A 20051-nucleotide genomic window follows, 5' to 3' on the forward strand; every position below is an offset into this window, starting at 1 on the left:
TGCCTATTTTTTAATCACGTTAACGCGGGTGATTGCCTCTGCATTCACCGCCCCCTAAACAATGGCGAGAACCACGGAAGGCCGAGCCCCAAATGACAACCGCCGCCATCATCGTCGCCGCCGGACGCGGAACCCGCGCCGGAGGGGGTGCGCCGAAGCAATGGCGCACGCTGGGCGATCGCACAGTGGCAGACTGGACCATCGCCAGGTTTCGCGGTCAGGTCGATCAGATCGTTCTGGTGCTTTCGCCCGACGACGACGCGGCGTGGGCGGCATATCGAACCAGTGGCCTGACCCTGACCGCAGGCGGCAATGACCGGTCCGAATCCGTGCGCAACGGGTTGGCGGCGTTGGCGGACCAAGGCGTCACCCGCGTTCTGATCCACGATGTCGCCCGCCCCTGCGTGGCGGAAAACACTATTCGAAACGTGTTGGAGGCTCTGACCTCGGCCAAGGCCGCTGCACCGGGTCTGGCGGTCACGGACGCGCTTTGGACCGGGGCGGATGGTTCGGTTACTGGCACGCAGGACCGCACGGGCCTGTTTGCGGCGCAAACCCCGCAGGGGTTTGATTACGAGGCGATCACCGAAGCACATGCCGCCCATCCCGGCGGCGCAGCGGATGATGTCGAGGTCGCGCGCGCCGCAGGGCTGGACGTGACCATCGTGCCGGGCGACCCGGATAATATCAAAATCACACGACCCGAGGATTTTGCCCGGGCAGAACGCATATTGGGGCTGGATATGGATGTAAGGCTGGGCAACGGCTATGACGTGCACCGCTTTGGCGAGGGGGATCACGTAATACTGTGCGGCGTGAAAATCCCGCATGAGCGTGGGTTGCAGGGCCATTCGGATGCGGATGTGGGCATGCACGCGGTGACGGATGCGATCTATGGCGCACTGGCGCAGGGCGACATCGGGCAGCATTTTCCGCCATCTGACCCGCAGTGGAAGGGGGCCGACAGCGAGATCTTTCTGCGCCACGCCGTCGAACTGGCCGGGCAAATGGGCTATCGCATCTCGAACGCCGATTGCACGCTGGTCTGCGAATACCCCAAGATCGGACCCCATGCGCAGGCGATGCGGGAAGAGATGTCCAGAATCATGGGTTTGCAGGTCGGTCAGGTCTCGGTCAAGGCCACCACATCCGAGCGTCTGGGCTTTACCGGGCGCAGTGAGGGCATCGCCGCTTTGGCCACCGCCTGTCTGGTGAAGGCATGAACGCCGCGCGCCTGATCGGAACCGTCTGTGGCGTGGGCCACCTGCGTCCGGCTCCGGGGACCTGGGGATCGCTGGCCGCCCTGCCCCTGGCCTGGCTGTTGCACACATTGGGTGGCTTTCCGCTGCTGGCCATTGCCACCGTTGCGACCTTTATCGCAGGCGTGTGGGCAACGCGCGTGATGACCGCTGGTCAGGACGATCACGACCCGTCGGAAATCGTGATTGATGAGGTCGCGGGCCAGTTCATCGCGCTCTGGGCCGTGTCCTATCCGGCCTGGGCGCACGGGATTGAGATCACGGCGCTCTGGCCCGGTTGGATTGCGGGTTTCCTGCTGTTCAGGTTGTTCGACATCACCAAACCCGGCCCCGTCGGCTGGGCCGACCGGCGCAATGACGCGATGGGCGTGATGCTGGACGATGTGATCGCCGGGGTGTTCGCTGCGATTGGCGTCGCGGTTCTGGCCGGTATCGCACATGGGGTTCTGGGGCTGTGACCGCCGCCGCCCTGCTTGATCTGGCAAAGGCACGCGGCGTCATGATCGCCACGGCCGAAAGCTGCACCGGAGGTATGGTGGCCGCCGCCCTGACCGATATTCCCGGCAGTTCCGCCGTGGTCGAACGCGGGTTCGTGACCTACACCAACCAAGCCAAGCAGGACTTGCTGGGTGTGCGCCCTGACACTCTGGACGCCTACGGCGCGGTGTCCGAAGAGGTCGCCCGCGAAATGGCCGAGGGCGCGCTGCGAAACTCGCAGGCGCGACTGGCCGTGTCGGTTACCGGCATCGCGGGCCCCGGCGGATCAGAGTTCAAGCCCGAGGGGCGCGTGTGCTTTGGGCTGGCCGGTGACGGGCTGGAAACCCGCACCGAAACCGTCGAATTCGGTGCTTTGGGACGGGACGCTGTGCGCAAGGCGGCGCGGGATCATGCGTTGGCCCTGCTGCATCAGGCCTTTTCCTAAACCGCCCGTTTTTCAGGCATTCGCCCGCAACTGATGCAAAAACTGTCATCAGTTGAACAAAAGACGCCAAATTAGGCGCAAATTTCCACCCCTGCCTCTTTTTTCCTCACCCCGCCTCCGCTTCAACGCCCCGCACAATCACTCACATGGCTCCGACCTGCCCCGATGGGCGTCCCGGAGCATCCGCAGGGAAAAGGAGACCGGCCCATGAACGGAGCCGATACAGCCTGGATCATCGTTGCAACCGCACTGGTCCTGTTCATGACACTACCGGGGCTTGCCCTGTTCTATGGCGGCCTTGTGCGCGCCCGCAACGTGCTGAGCGTTTTCATGCACTGTTTCAGCATCGCCTGCCTGATGAGCGTCCTTTGGCTGGTCGCGGGGTATTCCATCGCCTTCGGCCCTGGCGAAAGTGGGCTGTGGGGCGGTTTGGGCAAAGCGTTCCTGAACGGCGTCGATGTGGACAGCCTTGCAGGCACCCTGCCCGAGATTCTGTTCTTCGCCTTTCAGATGACCTTTGCCATCATCACCCCCGCACTGATCGTCGGCGCTTATGTGGAACGCGTGGGCTTTGGCTTTGTCCTGACTTTCTCGGCGCTGTGGATGTTGCTGTGCTATGCGCCGGTGGTGCATTGGATCTGGGGCGGCGGGATGCTGGCCGATGGCGGTATTCTGGGTGAGATCGGCGTGCGCGACTTTGCGGGCGGCATCGTTGTCCACGAAACCGCCGGTCTGGCCGCGCTGATCATCGCTGTCATCCTCGGACCGCGTCGCAACCGCACGACACCGCCGCACAATCCGGGCTTTGTTATGGTCGGTGCCGCGATGCTGTGGGTCGGCTGGTTCGGCTTCAACGGCGGTTCGCAACTGGCCGCTGACGGAGGGGCCGCGATGGCCATGACCGTCACACATCTGTCCGCCGCCACCGCCTCGCTGACTTGGGCGCTGTGGGAGAAAATCCGCTTTGGCAAAGCCTCGATGGTCGGTCTGGTGACCGGCACCATCGCGGGTCTGGCCTCGATCACGCCGGCCTCGGGCTTTGTCGGCCCGGTTCAGGCGCTGATCATCGGCGCCGTGGCAGGCATCCTGTGCCAGGAGGCCGTGTTCGTGATCCGCAACAAGCTGAATATCGACGACACGCTGGATGTGTTCGCGGTGCATGGGGTGGGCGGCATCTTTGGCACCCTGATGATTGCACTGTTCGGTCTGGGCACCTGGACCGCGCAACTGGGCGGGCTGGTGATCGTGGGTGTCTTTACGTCAGTTGTCACGATTGTACTGGTCAAGGTGGTTGCACTGATCACCCCACTTCGCGTAGACGCCGAGACCGAAACAAACGGGCTCGATCTGTCGGTACACGGCGAGCGGGCCTATGACATGAGCAGCTAAGCCCACCTTGGCATGCTCTGCCCGTAAGGGCCTAAGCGGACCTCTTTGGGGTCCGCTTTTCTTTTTTCACCCCCTCGACTCCGGCCAAAGGGTCAGGCTATCAGCCCGCAACGCGTTTTCAGCCCAGAGGTTTGCACCATGATCCCCAGCTCATTCCCCGATAGCACCGAAATCGCCCGCCTGACCGCGCGCGTGCTGCTGGAGATCAAGGCCGTGCATTTCAACTCGCGCGAGCCGTTCACGCTGGCCTCTGGCCTGCCCAGCCCAACCTATATCGACTGCCGCAAGCTGATCTCATACCCGCGCATCCGCTCGACCCTGATGGATTTCCTGACCGTCACCGTGATGCGCGAGGCCGGGTTCGAGGCGTTCGACAATATCGCAGGCGGCGAGACGGCGGGCATACCCTTTGCCGCAATGGTGGCCGAGCGTATGGCGTTGCCGATGACCTATGTACGCAAGAAGCCTAAAGGCTACGGCCGAAACGCCCGGATCGAAGGCGCGATGAGCGAAGGTGAGCGTGTACTACTGGTCGAGGATCTGACCACCGATGGCGGCAGCAAGCTGTCCTTTGTCGATGCGATCCGCGAAACCGGCGCGACCTGCGGGCATACGGCGGTCATTTTCTACTACGGAATTTTCCCCGAGACAGAAAAGACGCTGGGCGATCATGGGGTGAAGCTGCATTCGCTCTGCACCTGGTGGGACGTTCTGGCCGAAGCTAAGGCCCAAAAGGCCTTTGACGAAGAGACCCTTAGCGGCGTCGAAGCCTTCCTGAACGACCCGCGCGGCTGGCAGGAAGCGAACAAAAGCTGACGTCGCGAAATCTGTTTTCTGAACGGAAACAGTGGCGGGTCCGCGGACTTAATCCGCACAATATGTTGACGTCCGGCCCCCTCATGCTTCAAGATGATGGGGCCCGGAGATATTCACAGCATATCCCCAGAAAACATACAATTTGCCCCGACTCGCAGGGCTAAGCTATGGACCTTGTCCCAAGGGACGGTGAGAGCAGCAATGAACGAGATCAGCAGTATCGAGCAGGCAGCGGCACAGATTCAAAACGCCGAAACCATGCCGCATTCCATTGAGGCTGAACAGCAGCTTCTGGGTGCAATCCTGACCAATAACGACCTCTATGACCGGGTCGCCTCGATCATCGGGGCCGAGCATTTCTATGATCCGGTCCATGCCCGCATCTATGAGGTCGCGGCCAACCGTATCGCCAAGAATGCGCTGGCCTCGCCCGTGACGCTGAAATCCTTCATGGCCGAGGATGAGGGCCTGAAGGAACTGGGCGGACCGGCCTATCTGGTCAAGCTGGCAGGCGCGTCGATCAGTGCCTTTGCGGTGCATGACTACGCCCAGATGATCTATGACCTCGCCATCCGGCGCGAGTTGATCCGGCTGGGCCGGGACATCTCGGACAAGGCGGCGCGGGTTGATGTGTCCAGCGAGCCGAAAGAACAGATCGTCGAGGCCGAGCAACAGCTCTATCAGCTATCCGAGCAGGGCCAGACCGAACAGGGGTTTCAATCCTTCCTCAAGGCGGTCACAGAAGCCGTCAACGTCACCAACGAGGCCTACCAGCGCGGTGGCGGCATGGCGGGGATTTCCACCGGTCTGGCCGATCTCGACAAGCAGCTTGGGGGCCTGCACCCCTCCGACCTGATCATTCTGGCGGGGCGTCCGTCGATGGGGAAAACCTCATTGGCGACCAACGTGGCGTTCAACGTGGCCAAAGCCTACAAGCGCGGTTTGAAACCGGATGGCACCGAGGGCGCGATTGATGGCGGCGTGGTCGGGTTCTTCTCACTCGAAATGAGTGCCGAGCAGCTTGCAGGCCGGGTTCTGGCCGAGGCATCCGAAATCTCAAGCCACAAGATCCGTCAGGGCGACATGACCGAGGCCGAGTTCCGCCGTTTCGTGGACGCAGCCAAGGAACTGGAAGCCTGCCCGCTGTTCATCGACGACACCCCGGCCCTGCCCATTTCTCAGCTTGCTGCCCGCGCACGACGGTTGAAGCGGACCCACGGGCTGGACCTGCTGGTGATCGACTATCTGCAGCTGTGCCGCGGCATGGCCGACAACCGCGTCAACGAAATCGCCGAGATTTCGATGGGCATGAAAGCCATCGCCAAAGAGTTGAACATCCCGGTGATCGCCCTGTCCCAGCTGTCGCGTCAGGTCGAAAACCGCGACGACAAGCGCCCGCAACTGTCCGACCTGCGGGAATCGGGCTCGATCGAACAGGACGCCGACGTGGTGATGTTCGTGTTCCGCGAGGAATACTATAAGGAACGCGAAAAGCCCGGCGATCACGAGCTGGAAAAGATGGAAGAGTGGAAGCAGGCCATGGAACGCCTGCACGGCAAGGCCGAGGTTATCGTCGGCAAGCAGCGCCACGGCCCCATCGGCACGGTCGAGTTGTCCTTCGAGGCGCAGTTCACGCGCTTTGGCAATCTGGTCAAACCCTGGCAACAGGGCGGCGAGATCGAGGGGTACTGACCCACGCTGGTGCCGGACACCCCTGTCCCACGGGTAGAATGCCGTTGCCTCTCACCTGTACGGCAGGCTGGGTATGGGGTTAGATAGAGGCCATGCTCTGAAAAGGACGCGCGGAATTTGCCAGCCATCATCTCGGAAATTCGCTATCGCAACGGTCCGGGCTTCAACAACCCGGATGACGACTTCATCGAAATCCGGGTGCCCACGGGCCAGAGTGTCTCGGGCCTGACGGTCGAGGTGTATAACCCCAACGGCACAGTGCGCAGCACAACGTCGGTCGATAGCGGCACCATGACCACAGTCGGCGGGTTCGACTATTACGTATTGAACGCCCGCATCAATCGCTTTGGCGCGGTATCTCTCGATGACAATGGCACCGTTCTGGGGTTCGTGTCATTCGACAGCGACGTCACGGCCACCGAAGGGGCCGCCGATGGTCTGACCGCAAACCGCATTGGCAACGACAGCGATCCGGACCTGACGGACTCAACGCAGTCGGTCACATCGACCGATGGCATCAACTACGTCGTCAACGACAACCCCAGCCCGGGCGCGCCCTGTTTTGCGACCGGCACTCTGATCCAGACCGACAGCGGGCAGATTGCCGTCGAAGACCTGAAACCCGGCGACCGGGTCCTGACGGCGACCGGGGCGTATCTGCCACTGCGGCTGAATCTCTCCCGCGCTCTGCGACAGTCCGAGTTGATCTCGCAACCCGAGCTGCGCCCGATCCGTATCGTGGCCGGAGCCTTGGGCCAAAGCTTGCCGGGGCGCGATCTGCTGGTTTCGCGTCAACATCGTATGCTGGTGCGGTCGCCGATTGCCGGGCGGATGTTTGGAACGCAGGACGTGCTGATCTCGGCAATCCGGCTGACCGACCTGCCCGGTATCTTCATCGACGACAGCATCACTCAGGTCACCTATCATCATCTGGTGTTTGATTGTCATGTTGTTCTGTTTGCCGAAGGCGCGCCCAGCGAAAGCCTGTTCACCGGCCCGCAGGCCGTGTTTGCCGTCACGCCAGAGGCGCGGGCTGAATTGCTGGCCTTGTTCCCCGCGCTGAATGCGGCTGAGGCACAGACCGGCCAGCCTGCCTGTTTCATTCCCAGTGGCAAGCAGCAGCGCAAACTGGTGGCGCGGCATCTGAGCAACGAAAAACCGCTGCTGTCGCCGTCTGCGCAGGGATCGGCTTGACCCGAAGCGGGTCAACGATAATTGGCTTCAGTCGCGTTTGACGCCAGATGTCACATAATCCAAACCCCTTTCAAACAATGGTGTTTTTGCAGAAGATTACGCTCGACAGCCGCGCGGACCGTTTGTACTCAGCCAGATGCTGCCTATGTCGCAGCGTATCTTGTCGGGAAAAGCCCGATACCCCCTTGACCTGCCACGACGCAATGGCATGAACGACGCATGAGTACAGCACGACTAACAATCAATCTTCAGGCCGTTGCCAGCAACTGGCGGGCGCTGGATGCAAAGACCAATGTTGAAACCGGCGCCGTGGTCAAAGCCGACGCCTATGGGCTGGGGGCCGGACCCGTCAGCGGCGCGCTGGCCGAGGAAGGCGTGCGCAAGTTTTTCGTCGCCGTCGCCGAGGAAGGCGTTGCCGTGCGCGAGGCCGTTGGCCCCGGACCGATGGTAGCCGTGTTTTCCGGCCATATGGAGGGTGACACCGATCTGCTGCGCGATCACGATCTGACGCCGCTGATCAACTCGGCCGAGCAATTCCAGCGCCATGTGCAGGCCCTGCCCGATCATCCCTTTGGCATCCAGCTTGACAGCGGCATGAACCGTCTGGGGCTGGAACCCGCCGACTGGGCCGAGCTGCGCCCCAAGGCCGAGGCGCTGAACCCGGTGGTGGTGATGTCCCACCTCGCCTGTTCGGACGAGCCCGATCACCCGATGAACCAGCAGCAGCTGAAAACCTTCCGCGAGATGACCGACGGTGTCACCGCGCCGCGCTCGCTTGCGGCGACGGGCGGGACGTTGCTGGGGCCCGAGTTCCATTTCGACTTCTGCCGTCCGGGCGTCGGCCTGTATGGCGGCATGCCCTTTGCCGGGGCCAAGCCGGTCGTCACGGTTGATTTGCCGGTCATTCAGGTCCGCGCCGTGGAAGTCGGAGAGTCTGTTGGGTACGGCAACAGCTGGACTGCCCGGCGTCCGTCGCGCATCGCCACAGTGGCGGCGGGATATGCGGACGGTCTGCACCGCGCAATTGGCGGCGGCATCGATACGTTTTCGGGCGATCAGCCCTGCCCGGTCGTGGGCCGTATCTCGATGGATCTGATCACCGTCGATGTCACCGACCTGCCGCAGGACCCCGAACGCCTGCGCATCCTGAACGGCCACCAGACCGTGGATGATCTGGCCGAGGCCGCTGGGACGATCGGTTATGAAATTCTGACGTCACTGGGCCGCAGGTACTCGCGGGGTTACGTGGAATGAACCCCATTCTGATGCTTGGCGGATTGGGTCGCGCGGTCCTGAACATGCTGGCTGCGTTCGGACGCGTCGCATTGTTTGCGCTGGACGCAGTGTCGCATATCTTTCGACCGCCCTTCTACCCGCGCGAATTCGCCATGGCATTGCTGAATATCGGCTGGCTGTCCCTGCCCGTGGTCGGCCTGACCGCAATCTTCACCGGTGGCGCGCTGGCCCTGCAGATCTACTCCGGCGGCGCGCGTTTCAATGCCGAGGCCGTGGTCCCCCAGATCGTCGCCATCGGCATGGTGCGGGAACTTGGCCCCGTACTGGTCGGCCTGATGATCGCTGCGCGCGTGACCTCATCCATCGCGGCAGAAATCGCGACCATGAAAGTGACCGAGCAGATTGACGCTCTGGTCACGCTGTCCACCCATCCGATGAAATACCTGACCGCCCCTCGCGTGCTGGCGGCGGTGATCACCGTTCCTGCTTTGGTCGCGGTGGGCGATGTGATCGGCATCATGGGCGGCTATACGGTTGCCACCCAAAACCTGGGCTTCAACCCGGCGACCTACCTGAAAAACACGGTGGATTTCCTTGAGACGCGCGACATCGTCTCATCACTGGTCAAAGGGGCCGCCTTCGGCATGATCGCCGCCGTCATGGGCTGCTACTACGGCATGAGCTCGGGTCGCGGCGCGCAAGGTGTTGGCCGCGCCACCAAAGGCTCGGTCGAGGCCGCCGCCGTGCTGATCCTGGCCGCCAATTTCGTTCTGACAGGGGTGTTCTTCTCGCTATGATCCGGATGGAGAACGTACATAAAGCCTTTGATGACAACCATGTGTTGCAGGGGATGAACCTTGAGATCCCCAAGGGCACCTCGATGGTTATCATCGGTGGCTCGGGCACGGGTAAATCGGTGGCGCTGAAATGCATTCTGGGCCTGATCAAGCCCGACAGCGGCATGATCTATGTGGACGGCAAAGACGCCACCAAGGGCGACCGAGACGCCTTTCTGGCCCGGTTCGGAATGCTGTTTCAGGGCGCAGCGCTGTTTGACTCGCTGCCCGTCTGGCAGAACGTCGCCTTCCGCCTGCTGCGCGGTTCCCTGAAGCGCCCAGCCGAGGAAGCCCGCGAAATCGCCATCGAAAAACTGCGCCGCGTCGGTCTGAAATCCAACGTCGCCGACCGCTTTCCTGCTGAACTGTCCGGCGGTATGCAAAAACGCGTAGGCCTCGCCCGCGCCATCGCCGCCGAGCCCGAGATCATCTTTTTCGACGAGCCCACCACCGGGTTGGACCCGATCATGTCCGGCGTCATCAACGACCTGATCCGGGAAATCGTAACCGAGATGGGTGCCACCGCGATGACCATCACCCACGACATGAGCTCCGTCCGCGCGATTGCCGACAACGTGGCGATGCTGCATGACGGGGTGATCCAGTGGACCGGGCCTGTGGGCCAGATGGACGCCTCGGGCGATCCGTATCTGGAGCAGTTCATCAGCGGGAGTGCAGAAGGGCCGATTGAGGCGGTGCGTTGAGCATGGAACAAAGCTGCGTTGATGTTGGCGAACTATACAGGTCTCAGAACTTCGGTCTGGGATTAATAACATTCGTTCTGGTTCTGCTGTTGCCATTCGCGGTATTTGTTTCGCTTCTGATAAAGCGAAAGCTGGGTTTCACAACGCGAACAATCAAAAAAGGGCTCAGTTCGTTTTACATACTGGTGGCTTTCGCGCTCACTAGGTTGTTTCTTCCGATGGTTTCCGAGGCGAGCGAAGACTTTGTAAGGTACTACAGTACAGTTTTTGGCTTGGCTCTGTTCGTTCTCTACGTATTCCTAGTTCTTATTTGGTTGATCGGCGCCTTCAAAACTCGGTGGAAGCCTAGAAAATTCGAGCTTGTTCCCGCTGCTATCCTGCTGGCGATTGTTATCTGCGCAGTTTTTCAAGTTCTAGAAGCGAATAGATACTATGAGCTTCTGCAGTTACCACGCTGCGAGCAAAGTAGTAACTTACTACCATCGCTTCAAACTTCTGATTGACTGGGGACATCGACCATACAAACTGGAGAAAGCACGACCAAGTGACTTTTCTTCGTGAACCGGATACATGCCCCTCCGCCTCGCAACCCTCTCGCTCCTGATCCTCTACCCCATCGCGTGGTTCGCCCCGCTGATGCGCGCCGGTCTCCTCCCCATCTTTGGCCTCAGCGAGATCAGCGTCATCACCGGCCTCCAGTCGCTTTGGAAATCCGACGTCTTCCTCGCGCTGGTCGTCACAATCTTCGCCCTCGTCGCACCTTACGTCAAAACCATCGGCACCGCGCTGATCCAATGGGACCTGATGGATGCTCGGCTACAACCCGCACTGAACATCCTCGGCAAACTGGCAATGGCCGACATCTTCCTGATCGCGCTTTATATCACGCTGGCCAAGGGCATCTCTTACGCCACCATCGAAACCGCATGGGGCCTGTACCTGTTCACCGCCTGCATTCTGGCCTCGCTTGCGCTGGGTTATATTACCGAGATGACATCCAGTTCACGAAATCCTCAGACCTAATTGATTGAAAACATTAATCTGAGTATCATTTTAATATTCGAGCAGCAAAGTTTTTTGTCGTTTACGGGTCCGCAGCGGATCACCTTGCGTGTTTGATCTTTCCCTCCGCTTCGGCCCGGTGTGTACCGGTTTGAAAAGGAGAAGGACTATCATGGCCGCACTCCATAACATCACATTGCAATTTCAGAATGCCTTTCTAAGACTGACTTTTTTCCTGATATGCGCCGCAGCGCTTGGCGCAGTTGTCGCTACATCCCTGTCCGCGCTTGGCGTCTGGCCGTGGCTGTCGATGCAGGCCGGATTTGCCGGCGGCACCATCGATGCGGGCGTCTATATCCAGATCGGGTTGACCTGCCTGATTCTGATGCTGGCCTTCTACCTGCCCTCAAACGCGCGGATGATGGCGCTGGAAAACGCGCACCGGAAGTTCTCGCTGAACATGCAGGACATCGCCCATGCCTATCAGGTGGCCCATGCCGCCGACCGCAGCGGGGCGTTTGCGCTGGCCTCGGAATTCGACGCGGTGAAGGAACGGATGGCCTTTCTGCGGGATCACCCCGACCTGCAGGCGCTGGAACCTGAAGTTCTGGAAACGGCGGCCCAGATGAGTCAGGTCAGTCAGGAACTGGCCGAAACCTACGGCGAGGATCGTGTCAGACGCGCCCGCACCTTCCTGCAACAGCGGCAGGAAGAGGTTGAGTTGTTTCAGAAGCGGATCGAGGATGCGCAGACCATCCTGCACGAGCTCAGCCAATGGACCCGCGATATCGAGATCGAGGAATCCATCGCCAAATCCCAACTCAGCCGCCTGCGGGACGAGTTGTTCGAGTTGCTGCCGGAACTTTCCGCCCAATTGCAATCCCCCCCTGATGACAGCGATCCAAGCGCGTCCAGCGTCATCGCAATGTCCCCCCCTCGGGCAGCGGAATAGGCGCGTCAGCGCCCGCTGCGGGGGATGGCCCGTCGGGCCTGAGCCCGCAGCGTGCCACCGGCGGGGATGAAAGCCCGCAAGGGCTTGAAGAACCGCCCGCCCTCGGGCACCAAAGGCCACATGGCAAAGACGACTTCCTTCTCCTGCTCGGCCTGTGGCGCCACGCATACAAGATGGTCCGGGCGCTGCGACGCCTGCGGCGAATGGAACACAATCACCCAGGACGTGCCGCTTTCGGCGGGTCCGGCCAAGAAATCCCTCGGCGGCAAGCGGGGCACGTCCATCGCACTCACGGACTTGTCGACCGAGGAGACACCGCCACCCCGTACACTCAGCGGGGTGGATGAGTTGGACCGCGTGTTGGGCGGCGGCCTCGTCCCCGCCTCTGCTCTGTTGGTCGGCGGAGATCCCGGTATCGGCAAATCCACCCTGTTGTTGCAGGCGGCTGCCCGGTTCGCGCGTGCGGGCGTCAAGACGATCTATGTCTCAGGCGAAGAAGCCAGCGCTCAGGTCCGCATGCGCGCCCGCCGTTTGGGGCTGGAAGACGCGCCCGTCCAACTGGCCGCCGAGACCAACCTGCGCGACATCCTTACAACGCTAGAGGCCGAGAAACCCGGCCTCGCCATTATCGACTCGATTCAGACAATGTGGGCCGACAATGTGGACAGCGCGCCGGGTTCGGTGTCACAAGTCCGGGCCGCGGCGCATGAATTGACCACGTTTGCGAAACGACATGGCGTGTCGATCATCATGGTCGGCCACGTCACCAAAGAAGGCCAGATCGCAGGCCCTCGGGTCGTCGAACACATGGTCGACACCGTGCTTTATTTCGAAGGCGAGCGCGGCCATCAGTTCCGCATCCTGCGCGCCGTCAAGAACCGCTTTGGCCCCGCTGATGAGATCGGGGTCTTCGAGATGACCGGCAAGGGGTTGGCCCAAGTCACCAACCCCTCGGCCCTGTTCCTGTCGGAACGCGGCACTCCAAGCCCCGGTTCCGCCGTGTTCGCAGGCATCGAAGGCACCCGCCCCGTTCTGGTCGAGTTGCAGGCGCTGGTCGCGCCCTCGCCCCATTCGCAGGCCCGCCGCACGGTTGTGGGCTGGGACAGCGGGCGTCTGGCGATGATCCTTGCGGTGCTCGAGGCGCGATGCGGCGTTCCGTTCACTGGCCTGGACGTCTATCTAAACGTCGCCGGAGGCCTGAAAATCGGCGAACCCGCCGCCGATCTGGCCGTTGCCGCCGCGCTGCTGAGCGCGCGCGAAGACACTGCCCTGCCCGCAGACACGGTGGTTTTCGGAGAAATCTCTCTATCCGGGGCACTTAGACCGGCCCCGCAGACCGAAAACAGGTTGAAAGAAGCCCAAAAACTTGGTTTCACGTCGGCAATCGCTCCGGCTGGCGGCAAAACCGGTACTGTGGCAGGTCTGACACTCACCCGGCCCTCTGATTTGGTTGGGTTTGTTGGCGAAACCTTCGGAGCAGGTTAAAGTCGCGCCGCGAGGGGCAGAAAAAGAACAGGCGAGGGCCATGGAAGGTTTTACAATAATTGACGGGGTTGTGGCCCTGATCATCGTGCTGTCAGGTCTGCTGGCCTATTCGCGCGGGTTCATGCGCGAGGTTCTGGCCATCGCAGGTTGGGTCGCGGCGGCAGTCCTTGCATTCATCTTTGCACCGCAGGCCGTGCCGTTGGTCAAAGAAATCCCGGTTGTCGGAGACTTCCTGCGCGACAGTTGCGAATTGTCGGTGATCACAGGGTTCGCTGCCGTTTTTGCAATCGCCCTGATCGTGGTCAGCATCTTCACACCGCTGTTCTCGTCACTGGTGCAGCGTTCCGCTCTGGGCGGGTTGGATCAGGCGCTTGGCTTCTTCTTCGGCATCGCGCGCGGCATCCTGCTGGTTGCCATCGCCTTCTTTGTCTACGACACGGTCATGACCGGCCAATCCTATACAATCGTGGATGAAAGCCGCTCGGCCAAGGTGTTCGAACAGTTCAGCTCGCAGATCGAAGAGCAGAACCCCGAGGCCGCTCTGGGCTGGGTCACCGCGCAGTATGAAGAGCTGGTAGCAAGCTGCACCTCGAACGGTTCGGCCCCTGCTGCTGAAAGCACCGGCAACTGATTGCTGCTTTACCAGTTTTCGGAAAGCCCGGCACTGCCAGGGCTTTTTTGTGTCAAGCTAAACGAACCCCTCGCCACCGCATACGGTGCATCGGATTGTCTTTAGCCCGAAACAGCCGTCGCAGCGGCTGGTGATCGGCTTGCCGTGAATATCGCGGCTTTTGATGACCTCGCCCGAGCCGTTGCAGATCTGACAGGGCGCCCGCCCCATGCCGCGACATCGATGGCACCGCCGCTTGGGTGTTTCATCTTTCTTCGATGGTGCCCTGTTTTGCCACATAAAAGCCCCCTGCCCGCTAAATCCCCTGGTTTTCGTGCCCTTTCCGACATGTCAGCATAAAAGAAATCATATGTCATCAGCCTTGGCCCCGGATCACGGTTGCACAAAACCCACCTGCGGCATTGTGTATTTGTGATCCTTTGATGACAGGCGCGTTCTAAGGCATTATGTGGGGGCCAACCCGCCACGGAATCGGAGCTGCCGGTCTTGTTCTTTGTGTTTTCATCTGCGTGCGCCGCATCGATGATTGGCCATCTGGCTTTGGAAACACACCCAATCCCGCGTCTGGCGCAGGCCATCCGATCCCCCATGCCGGTCAAACCTCTCGTTACAACGTCATAGAAATTGGAGCCCGTACATGTGTGGGATTTTGGGGATCGCAAGCCGGACACATGATGTGTTTGCGGAAATCTATGACGGGCTGCTGATGCTGCAGCACCGGGGTCAGGATGCCTCGGGGATCGTCACGTATAATGGTGAGTTTTTTCGCGAGAAAAAGGCCAACGGTCTGGTCAAGGACGTCTTCAACGCAACGGACGCTGAAACCCTGCTGGGCAAGGTTGGCATGGGCCATGTGCGCTATCCGACCGCAGGTTCGCTCAGCGCGGCTGAGGCGCAGCCATTCTTTGTGAATGCGCCCTACGGGATCTATCTGGTCCATAACGGCAACATCACCAACACCGCCGAGCAGCGTGAGAAGGTGACAGGCAAATACAGCCGCCACCTGCGCACCACGTCGGATTCCGAGATTCTGCTGAACGTGCTGGCCGACAAGGTGGCCGATGCGATCAAGGTCAACGGCAATGTCGAACCCATCCGCAACATCTTCGCGGGCGTGAAGATGACGATGGAGCGGGTGCAGGGTGCCTATTCCGTGATCTGCCTGATTGCAGGTGTCGGGATGCTGGCCTTCCGCGATCCGTACGGCATTCGCCCCCTGTCGGTGGCTGAGCGTGAAACCGATGGCGACGGCAACGACTATGCCTTTGCGTCCGAGGATGTGGCCTTTGGCATCAACGGGTTCAAGAAACTGCGCGACCTGCGCGCGGGTGAGGCGATCCTGATCGATCTGGACGGCAACATGCACGAATTCCAGGCGGTCGAAGGCAAGCTGACCCCCTGTATCTTCGAATATGTCTACCTGGCCCGTCCGGATTCTCTGCTGGATGGCGTATCGGTCTACAAAACCCAGATGCGCATGGGTCAAACGCTGGCCAAGCAGATTCAGGATTCCGGGCTTGAGATTGACCGGATCATCCCGGTTCCCGACAGCGCCCGCCCCGTGGCGCTTGAGGCTGCCAAGATCACCGGCATTCCCTATCGCGAAGGTCTGGTGAAGAACCGCTATGTCGGTCGGACATTCATCATGCCCGGTCAGGAAGAACGCCAGAAATCCGTCCGCCGCAAGCTGAACGCCATTCCGCTTGAGTTCAAGGATCACAATGTCCTGCTGATTGATGACTCGATTGTGCGCGGCAATACCATCAAGAAGATCGTGCAAATGTGCCGCGAGGCCGGGGCCAAGAAGGTCTATATCGCCAGCGCCTCGCCTCCGGTGAAATATCCCAATGTCTACGGCATCGACATGCCCACCAAGCATGAGTTGATCGCAAACGGCAAAGAAATTGAAGAAATCCGCGAGGAACTGGGCGCGGATGCCCTGTTCTATCAGCATCTCGACGATCTGGTCTGGGCGGCCAAGGAAGGCAACCCCGAGATCGAGGCCTTCGATTGTTCCTGCTTTGACGGCGACTACATCACCGGCAGCGTCAGCGACGACTACCTCGACAGTCTGGAAAACAGCAGCCGGGTCAGCAAAAAGCGCGAAGACATGCAGGTCGTTGGTGGGTCGTGGAACGGGGCCAAGCTGGCCTCAGGCTGAGGTCAGAAGGCGAATCAAGCTGAGGGGTTCAGGTCCGGGATTTGGGCGGTTTGGGTCGGTGCAAAAATCGATCACGAAAAGTTGCCGCCACATCCCCAAGTTGAACCCTTTGGATTTGCAAAGGCTTCGGCGGCGCGGTGTTTTGCACCGAAATCTGCGACGCGGCGGCAGTCTTTTGTTCCCTTTTGGCCTTTGTTAACCACCCTTCTGCTACCACTCACCAAAGGGGTCCGGGCCCTGCCCCGACCGCAGTTCATGTCCAACGCCACCGTCAAAAGCGCGGCCACCCAAAAGGGCGCGCTGAAGAAAAACTCTGTGTCTGTTCTTGGGATCTTTGGCCCCAAAAGCGATCTGCGCGCGCTGATGCGTATGGCGTCGGGTCGTGTCAAAGAGGTCAAGACCGGCAGCCGGGTCGGCTCGGGCACCATTGTTGCCATCGATGAACATGGGATCATGCTGCGACAAAGCGGCCAGACCCGGCAGATCGCGATTCCGGGGGGCTAACCCCCTCTTGACGCCCTGCGCGATGGGGTTCAAACCGCTGCCATGACCGATCAGACCAAAATTGCCCTCATCACCGGGGCCTCACGCGGGTTGGGCGCAGCCCTGGCCGAGGCGCTGGCCCCCGACTATCACATCGTCGCCGTTGCCCGCACCACCGGCGGGCTGGAAGAACTGGACGACCGGATCAAGGCAAAGGGCGGATCCGCAACCCTAGCCCCAATGGACATCACCGATCCAAACGCCATGGCGACCCTGTGCCGGGGCATTCACGATCGCTGGGGCAAGGTTGATCTTTGGTTGCACACGGCCGTTCATACCTCGGCCCTGACACCGGCGCATTTCGTTGATCCGAAAGAGTGGACGAAGGCGATCAACACAAACGCCAATGCCACCTCGGTCCTGATCCCGTATGTAACACCTTTGCTGGGTGAAGCCGGTCACGCGGTGTTCTTTGACGACCCCAAGGCGGGCGAGAAGTTCTATGGCATCTATGGGGCCACAAAGGCCGCACAGATGGCACTGGCCCGCAGTTGGCAGGTCGAGACCGAACGCACCGGCCCTCGGGTTTCCATTGTGGAACCTGCGCCGATGCCGACGGCCGTGCGCGCTCGGTTCCATCCCGGCGAAGATCGGGATGTGTTAACCAACACGGCAGATGAGGCGGCGCGGATTTTGGCACTGCTATAGGGGAATGGCCCGTTCCGGGCCATGCCTCCGGCGGAGATATTTTTGGCCAGATGAAGCTGGGATCAGGCGATATGGACGCCGTTGCGCCCCGCCAGATCGACGAAGAATTGCCAGGCGACGCGGCCCGAGCGCGCGCCTCGGGTGGCCTGCCACTCGATGGCTTCGGCGCGCAGGGTTTCTGGGTCGACTGAAACCCCATAGGCACCGCAGTAGCGGTCGATCATGGCAAGGTATTCGTCCTGATCGCAGGGGTGGAAGCCCAGCCACAGACCAAAACGGTCGGAGAGCGAGACCTTTTCCTCGACCGCTTCGGACGGGTTGATGGCGCTGGAGCGTTCGTTCTCGATCATGTCCCGCGGCATCAGGTGGCGGCGGTTTGAGGTGGCGTAGAAGACCACATTCTCGGGGCGGCCCTCGATACCCCCATCCAGCACGGCCTTGAGCGATTTGTAGTGCTGGTCATCATGGCTGAAGGACAGGTCATCGCAGAACAGGATGAACCGATGCGGCGCGGCCCGCAGATGGTTCAACAGGCGCGCGACCGAGCCCATATCCTCGCGCTGCAATTCCACCAGTTTCAGGTTTGGGTGATCTGCCTGCAGCGTGCCATGCACCGCTTTGACCAAGCTGGATTTCCCCATCCCCCGCGCCCCCCAAAGCAAGGCGTTATTGGCCTTATACCCGTCGGCAAACCGGCGCGTATTGTCCAGCAATGTGTCGCGTGAGCGGTTGATGCCCACAAGCAGATCCAGATCGACCCGGTTGACTTGCGTCACCGGCTCCAGCCGGTCCGGCTCGACATGCCAGACAAAGGCCGGGGCCTGGTTGAAATCCGGGGCGGCCAATGGGGCGGGTGCCATGCGATTCAGCGCGTCGGCGATACGGTTCAGGGCTTGATCGTCCATCGGGGCCTCCGGGTCAGGGTCTGGCGGTTTCAAACCATGATCCGCCCACTACGACAAGAGCCGCCAATGAAAAAGGCGCGCCAACCGAGGCGCGCCTTTGTCCGGGATCAGGGAAGGTTACTTGCCTTCTTCTTCCTGAATGATCTCTTCATCCGCTTCGGCTTCGTCATCATAATAGCCATCGGCACGCAGTTGTTCTTCGCGCTTTTTCTCGACACGGGCGACGAGGAAGATCGACACTTCGTAAAGGCCATAGACGACCACGAACAGGATGACCTGAGTGATCACGTCGGGTGGCGTCACCAGCGCGGCCAACACCAGAATGCCAACAACCGCATATTTGCGCACCGCACCCAACCCTTCGGCGCTGACCAACCCGGCTTTGCCCATCAGGGTCAAAAGGACTGGCAGTTGGAAGCACAGGCCAAAGGCCACAATGAACTTGATCGTCAGGTTCAGGTATTCCTGTGCCGAGCCCTGGAACACAACGCTTAGCGGAGCAGCAGTCGCACCATCGACCACAGCCTCACCTTCCGCGCCAAACTGCTGGAAGCCAAGGAAGAAGTCATAAGCCAAAGGCGTGACGACATAGAAGGCAAAGCTAGCACCCAGCAGGAACATGAAGGGCGACGCAACCATGAAGGGCAGAAACGCGTTCTTTTCCGACCGATACAGCCCCGGTGCCACAAAGCGCCACATCTGCATTCCGATATAGGGGAAAGCCAGAATGAAACCGCCCAGAAGCGAAACCTTGATGGCGACAAAAAAGCCTTCCTGCGGGGAGATGAAGATCAGCCCGCAATCCTGCCCACGTTCGTTCAGCACCTCGCACAGTGGATGCGTCAGGAAGTTGAAAAGCGGCGTTGCCACCGTAAAGCAGATGATCATCCCGACCAGAAACGCCACGACGCAATGAATGAGCCGCGTACGCAGTTCCGCCAGATGCTCGATCAACGGGGCCGAGCTGTCTTCGATTTCGTCGGTCTTGCTCATGTCTTGTTCTCAGAATTCAGCGCCGCTTCGGCCTCTTCCGCCTTGGCCAGCGCATCAGCGGCTTCCTTGGCCTTGCGCTCGGCCGTGGCGCGGGCGCTCGTGGCCTGAACCTTCTTGGCTTGTTCGGCCCGCTCGGCCGCCAGTTTCCCGGTTGCGCTGTCGGGATCATATTTGGTTGGGTCGATGCTTTTGGCCATGTCCTGCGCCGCCTGTTTCACACCATCCATGGCCGTGTTCACAGGGTTCGTCGCAGCCTTAAGACCCTTCTTGATCTCGTTCACACCCGCCTGATCCGCCGCTTCGTTCATGGCGCTGCTGAATTCGCGCGCCATGCCCCGCGCCTTGCCGACAAAGCGCCCGACATTGCGAAACAGCACCGGCAGGTCCTTGGGCCCCACCACGATCAGCGCAACGATGCCGATGACCAGAAGCTCGGTCCAGCCCAGATCAAACATCTGCGCTTAGACCTTGTCTTTCTCGGTTTCGGGCGTGACATCCTTGGCCAGTTCAGACGCGTCCTGTTCGATCTCTTCCGAACCGTCCTTGACGCCTTTCTTGAACGCGGTGATGCCCTTGCCGACTTCACCCATCAACGAGCTGATCTTGCCGCGACCAAACAGCACCAGCACCACAACCGCAATCAGCAGAAGACCGGGAAGGCCGATATTGTTGAGCATGTCTCT

The 20051-nt window shown here is 60.7% G+C and carries 21 protein-coding genes; 17 read left to right on the top strand and 4 right to left on the bottom strand.

Features of this window, described 5'->3' with window-relative positions:
- Positions 1-92 precede the first annotated feature (92 nt).
- The 17 genes from ACR0LW_RS02945 (at position 93) to ACR0LW_RS03025 (ending at position 17470) form a co-directional block, all read left to right on the top strand.
- On the top strand, positions 93-1223 hold the full coding sequence (locus ACR0LW_RS02945; RefSeq protein WP_170621891.1) for a bifunctional 2-C-methyl-D-erythritol 4-phosphate cytidylyltransferase/2-C-methyl-D-erythritol 2,4-cyclodiphosphate synthase: 1131 nt from the start codon (positions 93-95) through the stop codon (positions 1221-1223).
- A complete protein-coding gene (locus ACR0LW_RS02950; RefSeq protein ID WP_170518984.1) occupies positions 1220-1717 on the top strand; it encodes a phosphatidylglycerophosphatase A family protein in 498 nt (165 codons plus the stop codon). Before ACR0LW_RS02945 ends, ACR0LW_RS02950 begins: the two co-directional genes overlap by 4 nt.
- Positions 1714-2181 carry a CinA family protein gene (locus tag ACR0LW_RS02955; RefSeq protein WP_170518988.1) on the top strand — a complete coding sequence of 156 codons (468 nt, stop codon included), beginning with the start codon at positions 1714-1716 and terminating at the stop codon, positions 2179-2181. The genes ACR0LW_RS02950 and ACR0LW_RS02955 overlap by 4 nt, the downstream gene beginning before the upstream one ends.
- A 207-nt stretch (positions 2182-2388) precedes the next feature.
- Entirely contained in the window at positions 2389-3570 is a 1182-nt protein-coding gene (locus tag ACR0LW_RS02960; RefSeq protein WP_170518991.1) for an ammonium transporter, read from the top strand.
- Between the two features lie 138 nt (positions 3571-3708).
- Positions 3709-4386 carry an orotate phosphoribosyltransferase gene (locus tag ACR0LW_RS02965; protein WP_480881528.1) on the top strand — a complete coding sequence of 226 codons (678 nt, stop codon included), beginning with the start codon at positions 3709-3711 and terminating at the stop codon, positions 4384-4386.
- A gap of 201 nt (positions 4387-4587) precedes the next feature.
- Positions 4588-6078 carry a replicative DNA helicase gene (locus ACR0LW_RS02970; protein WP_170450230.1) on the top strand — a complete coding sequence of 497 codons (1491 nt, stop codon included), beginning with the start codon at positions 4588-4590 and terminating at the stop codon, positions 6076-6078.
- Between the two features lie 117 nt (positions 6079-6195).
- Complete coding sequence (locus tag ACR0LW_RS02975; protein ID WP_480881529.1) at positions 6196-7272, top strand: Hint domain-containing protein; 1077 nt, start codon at positions 6196-6198, stop codon at positions 7270-7272.
- A gap of 219 nt (positions 7273-7491) precedes the next feature.
- Positions 7492-8526 carry an alanine racemase gene (gene alr, locus ACR0LW_RS02980; protein ID WP_480881530.1) on the top strand — a complete coding sequence of 345 codons (1035 nt, stop codon included), beginning with the start codon at positions 7492-7494 and terminating at the stop codon, positions 8524-8526.
- Entirely contained in the window at positions 8523-9305 is a 783-nt protein-coding gene (locus ACR0LW_RS02985; RefSeq protein ID WP_170450224.1) for an MlaE family ABC transporter permease, read from the top strand. The genes alr and ACR0LW_RS02985 overlap by 4 nt, the downstream gene beginning before the upstream one ends.
- On the top strand, positions 9302-10048 hold the full coding sequence (locus ACR0LW_RS02990; RefSeq protein WP_170734912.1) for an ATP-binding cassette domain-containing protein: 747 nt from the start codon (positions 9302-9304) through the stop codon (positions 10046-10048). The genes ACR0LW_RS02985 and ACR0LW_RS02990 overlap by 4 nt, the downstream gene beginning before the upstream one ends.
- A 570-nt stretch (positions 10049-10618) precedes the next feature.
- Positions 10619-11071 (top strand): paraquat-inducible protein A, encoded by a 453-nt coding sequence (locus tag ACR0LW_RS02995; protein ID WP_170450221.1) that lies wholly within the window; start codon positions 10619-10621, stop codon positions 11069-11071.
- A 151-nt stretch (positions 11072-11222) separates the two neighbouring features.
- Positions 11223-12002 carry a kinetochore Spc7 family protein gene (locus tag ACR0LW_RS03000; RefSeq protein ID WP_480881531.1) on the top strand — a complete coding sequence of 260 codons (780 nt, stop codon included), beginning with the start codon at positions 11223-11225 and terminating at the stop codon, positions 12000-12002.
- A gap of 120 nt (positions 12003-12122) precedes the next feature.
- Entirely contained in the window at positions 12123-13487 is a 1365-nt protein-coding gene (gene radA / locus ACR0LW_RS03005) for a DNA repair protein RadA (protein ID WP_170519011.1), read from the top strand.
- A 40-nt stretch (positions 13488-13527) separates the two neighbouring features.
- Positions 13528-14118, top strand: a complete 591-nt coding sequence (locus ACR0LW_RS03010; protein ID WP_170519014.1) for a CvpA family protein — start codon at positions 13528-13530, stop codon at positions 14116-14118.
- A gap of 637 nt (positions 14119-14755) precedes the next feature.
- Entirely contained in the window at positions 14756-16279 is a 1524-nt protein-coding gene (gene purF, locus ACR0LW_RS03015; protein ID WP_480881532.1) for an amidophosphoribosyltransferase, read from the top strand.
- Between the two features lie 255 nt (positions 16280-16534).
- Positions 16535-16783, top strand: coding sequence for a hypothetical protein (locus ACR0LW_RS03020; RefSeq protein ID WP_480881533.1), 249 nt, complete (start codon positions 16535-16537; stop codon positions 16781-16783).
- 42 nt (positions 16784-16825) lie between these two features.
- Positions 16826-17470, top strand: coding sequence for an SDR family NAD(P)-dependent oxidoreductase (locus ACR0LW_RS03025; RefSeq protein WP_480881534.1), 645 nt, complete (start codon positions 16826-16828; stop codon positions 17468-17470).
- Between the two features lie 62 nt (positions 17471-17532).
- Here ACR0LW_RS03025 and ACR0LW_RS03030 read toward each other — a convergent pair whose 3' ends face one another.
- The 4 genes from ACR0LW_RS03030 to ACR0LW_RS03045 form a co-directional block, all read right to left on the bottom strand.
- Positions 17533-18375, bottom strand: coding sequence for an ATP-binding protein (locus ACR0LW_RS03030; protein WP_170621902.1), 843 nt, complete (start codon positions 18373-18375; stop codon positions 17533-17535).
- A gap of 117 nt (positions 18376-18492) precedes the next feature.
- The gene (gene tatC / locus ACR0LW_RS03035; protein WP_170519024.1) at positions 18493-19368 is read right to left on the bottom strand and encodes a twin-arginine translocase subunit TatC; all 876 of its coding nucleotides are present in this window, start codon (positions 19366-19368) and stop codon (positions 18493-18495) included.
- Positions 19365-19823, bottom strand: a complete 459-nt coding sequence (gene tatB / locus ACR0LW_RS03040; RefSeq protein WP_480881535.1) for a Sec-independent protein translocase protein TatB — start codon at positions 19821-19823, stop codon at positions 19365-19367. The genes tatC and tatB overlap by 4 nt, the downstream gene beginning before the upstream one ends.
- A gap of 6 nt (positions 19824-19829) precedes the next feature.
- Positions 19830-20045, bottom strand: coding sequence for a twin-arginine translocase TatA/TatE family subunit (locus ACR0LW_RS03045; RefSeq protein ID WP_170450201.1), 216 nt, complete (start codon positions 20043-20045; stop codon positions 19830-19832).
- Positions 20046-20051 lie beyond the last annotated feature (6 nt).

The organism is Ruegeria sp. N4 (assembly GCF_056531425.1).

What these genes read in the sequence shown, in the direction of transcription:
- ACR0LW_RS02945 (WP_170621891.1), top strand. Translation starts at nt 93, where the DNA reads ATGACAACCGCCGCCATCATCGTCGCCGCCGGACGCGGAACCCGCGCC.
- ACR0LW_RS02950 (WP_170518984.1), top strand. Translation starts at nt 1,220, where the DNA reads ATGAACGCCGCGCGCCTGATCGGAACCGTCTGTGGCGTGGGCCACCTG.
- ACR0LW_RS02960 (WP_170518991.1), top strand. Translation starts at nt 2,389, where the DNA reads ATGAACGGAGCCGATACAGCCTGGATCATCGTTGCAACCGCACTGGTC.
- ACR0LW_RS02965 (WP_480881528.1), top strand. Translation starts at nt 3,709, where the DNA reads ATGATCCCCAGCTCATTCCCCGATAGCACCGAAATCGCCCGCCTGACC.
- ACR0LW_RS02970 (WP_170450230.1), top strand. Translation starts at nt 4,588, where the DNA reads ATGAACGAGATCAGCAGTATCGAGCAGGCAGCGGCACAGATTCAAAAC.
- alr (WP_480881530.1), top strand. Translation starts at nt 7,492, where the DNA reads ATGAGTACAGCACGACTAACAATCAATCTTCAGGCCGTTGCCAGCAAC.
- ACR0LW_RS02985 (WP_170450224.1), top strand. Translation starts at nt 8,523, where the DNA reads ATGAACCCCATTCTGATGCTTGGCGGATTGGGTCGCGCGGTCCTGAAC.
- ACR0LW_RS02990 (WP_170734912.1), top strand. Translation starts at nt 9,302, where the DNA reads ATGATCCGGATGGAGAACGTACATAAAGCCTTTGATGACAACCATGTG.
- ACR0LW_RS02995 (WP_170450221.1), top strand. Translation starts at nt 10,619, where the DNA reads ATGCCCCTCCGCCTCGCAACCCTCTCGCTCCTGATCCTCTACCCCATC.
- ACR0LW_RS03000 (WP_480881531.1), top strand. Translation starts at nt 11,223, where the DNA reads ATGGCCGCACTCCATAACATCACATTGCAATTTCAGAATGCCTTTCTA.
- radA (WP_170519011.1), top strand. Translation starts at nt 12,123, where the DNA reads ATGGCAAAGACGACTTCCTTCTCCTGCTCGGCCTGTGGCGCCACGCAT.
- ACR0LW_RS03010 (WP_170519014.1), top strand. Translation starts at nt 13,528, where the DNA reads ATGGAAGGTTTTACAATAATTGACGGGGTTGTGGCCCTGATCATCGTG.
- purF (WP_480881532.1), top strand. Translation starts at nt 14,756, where the DNA reads ATGTGTGGGATTTTGGGGATCGCAAGCCGGACACATGATGTGTTTGCG.
- ACR0LW_RS03020 (WP_480881533.1), top strand. Translation starts at nt 16,535, where the DNA reads ATGTCCAACGCCACCGTCAAAAGCGCGGCCACCCAAAAGGGCGCGCTG.
- ACR0LW_RS03025 (WP_480881534.1), top strand. Translation starts at nt 16,826, where the DNA reads ATGACCGATCAGACCAAAATTGCCCTCATCACCGGGGCCTCACGCGGG.
- ACR0LW_RS03030 (WP_170621902.1), bottom strand. Translation starts at nt 18,375, where the DNA reads ATGGACGATCAAGCCCTGAACCGTATCGCCGACGCGCTGAATCGCATG.
- tatC (WP_170519024.1), bottom strand. Translation starts at nt 19,368, where the DNA reads ATGAGCAAGACCGACGAAATCGAAGACAGCTCGGCCCCGTTGATCGAG.
- tatB (WP_480881535.1), bottom strand. Translation starts at nt 19,823, where the DNA reads ATGTTTGATCTGGGCTGGACCGAGCTTCTGGTCATCGGCATCGTTGCG.
- ACR0LW_RS03045 (WP_170450201.1), bottom strand. Translation starts at nt 20,045, where the DNA reads ATGCTCAACAATATCGGCCTTCCCGGTCTTCTGCTGATTGCGGTTGTG.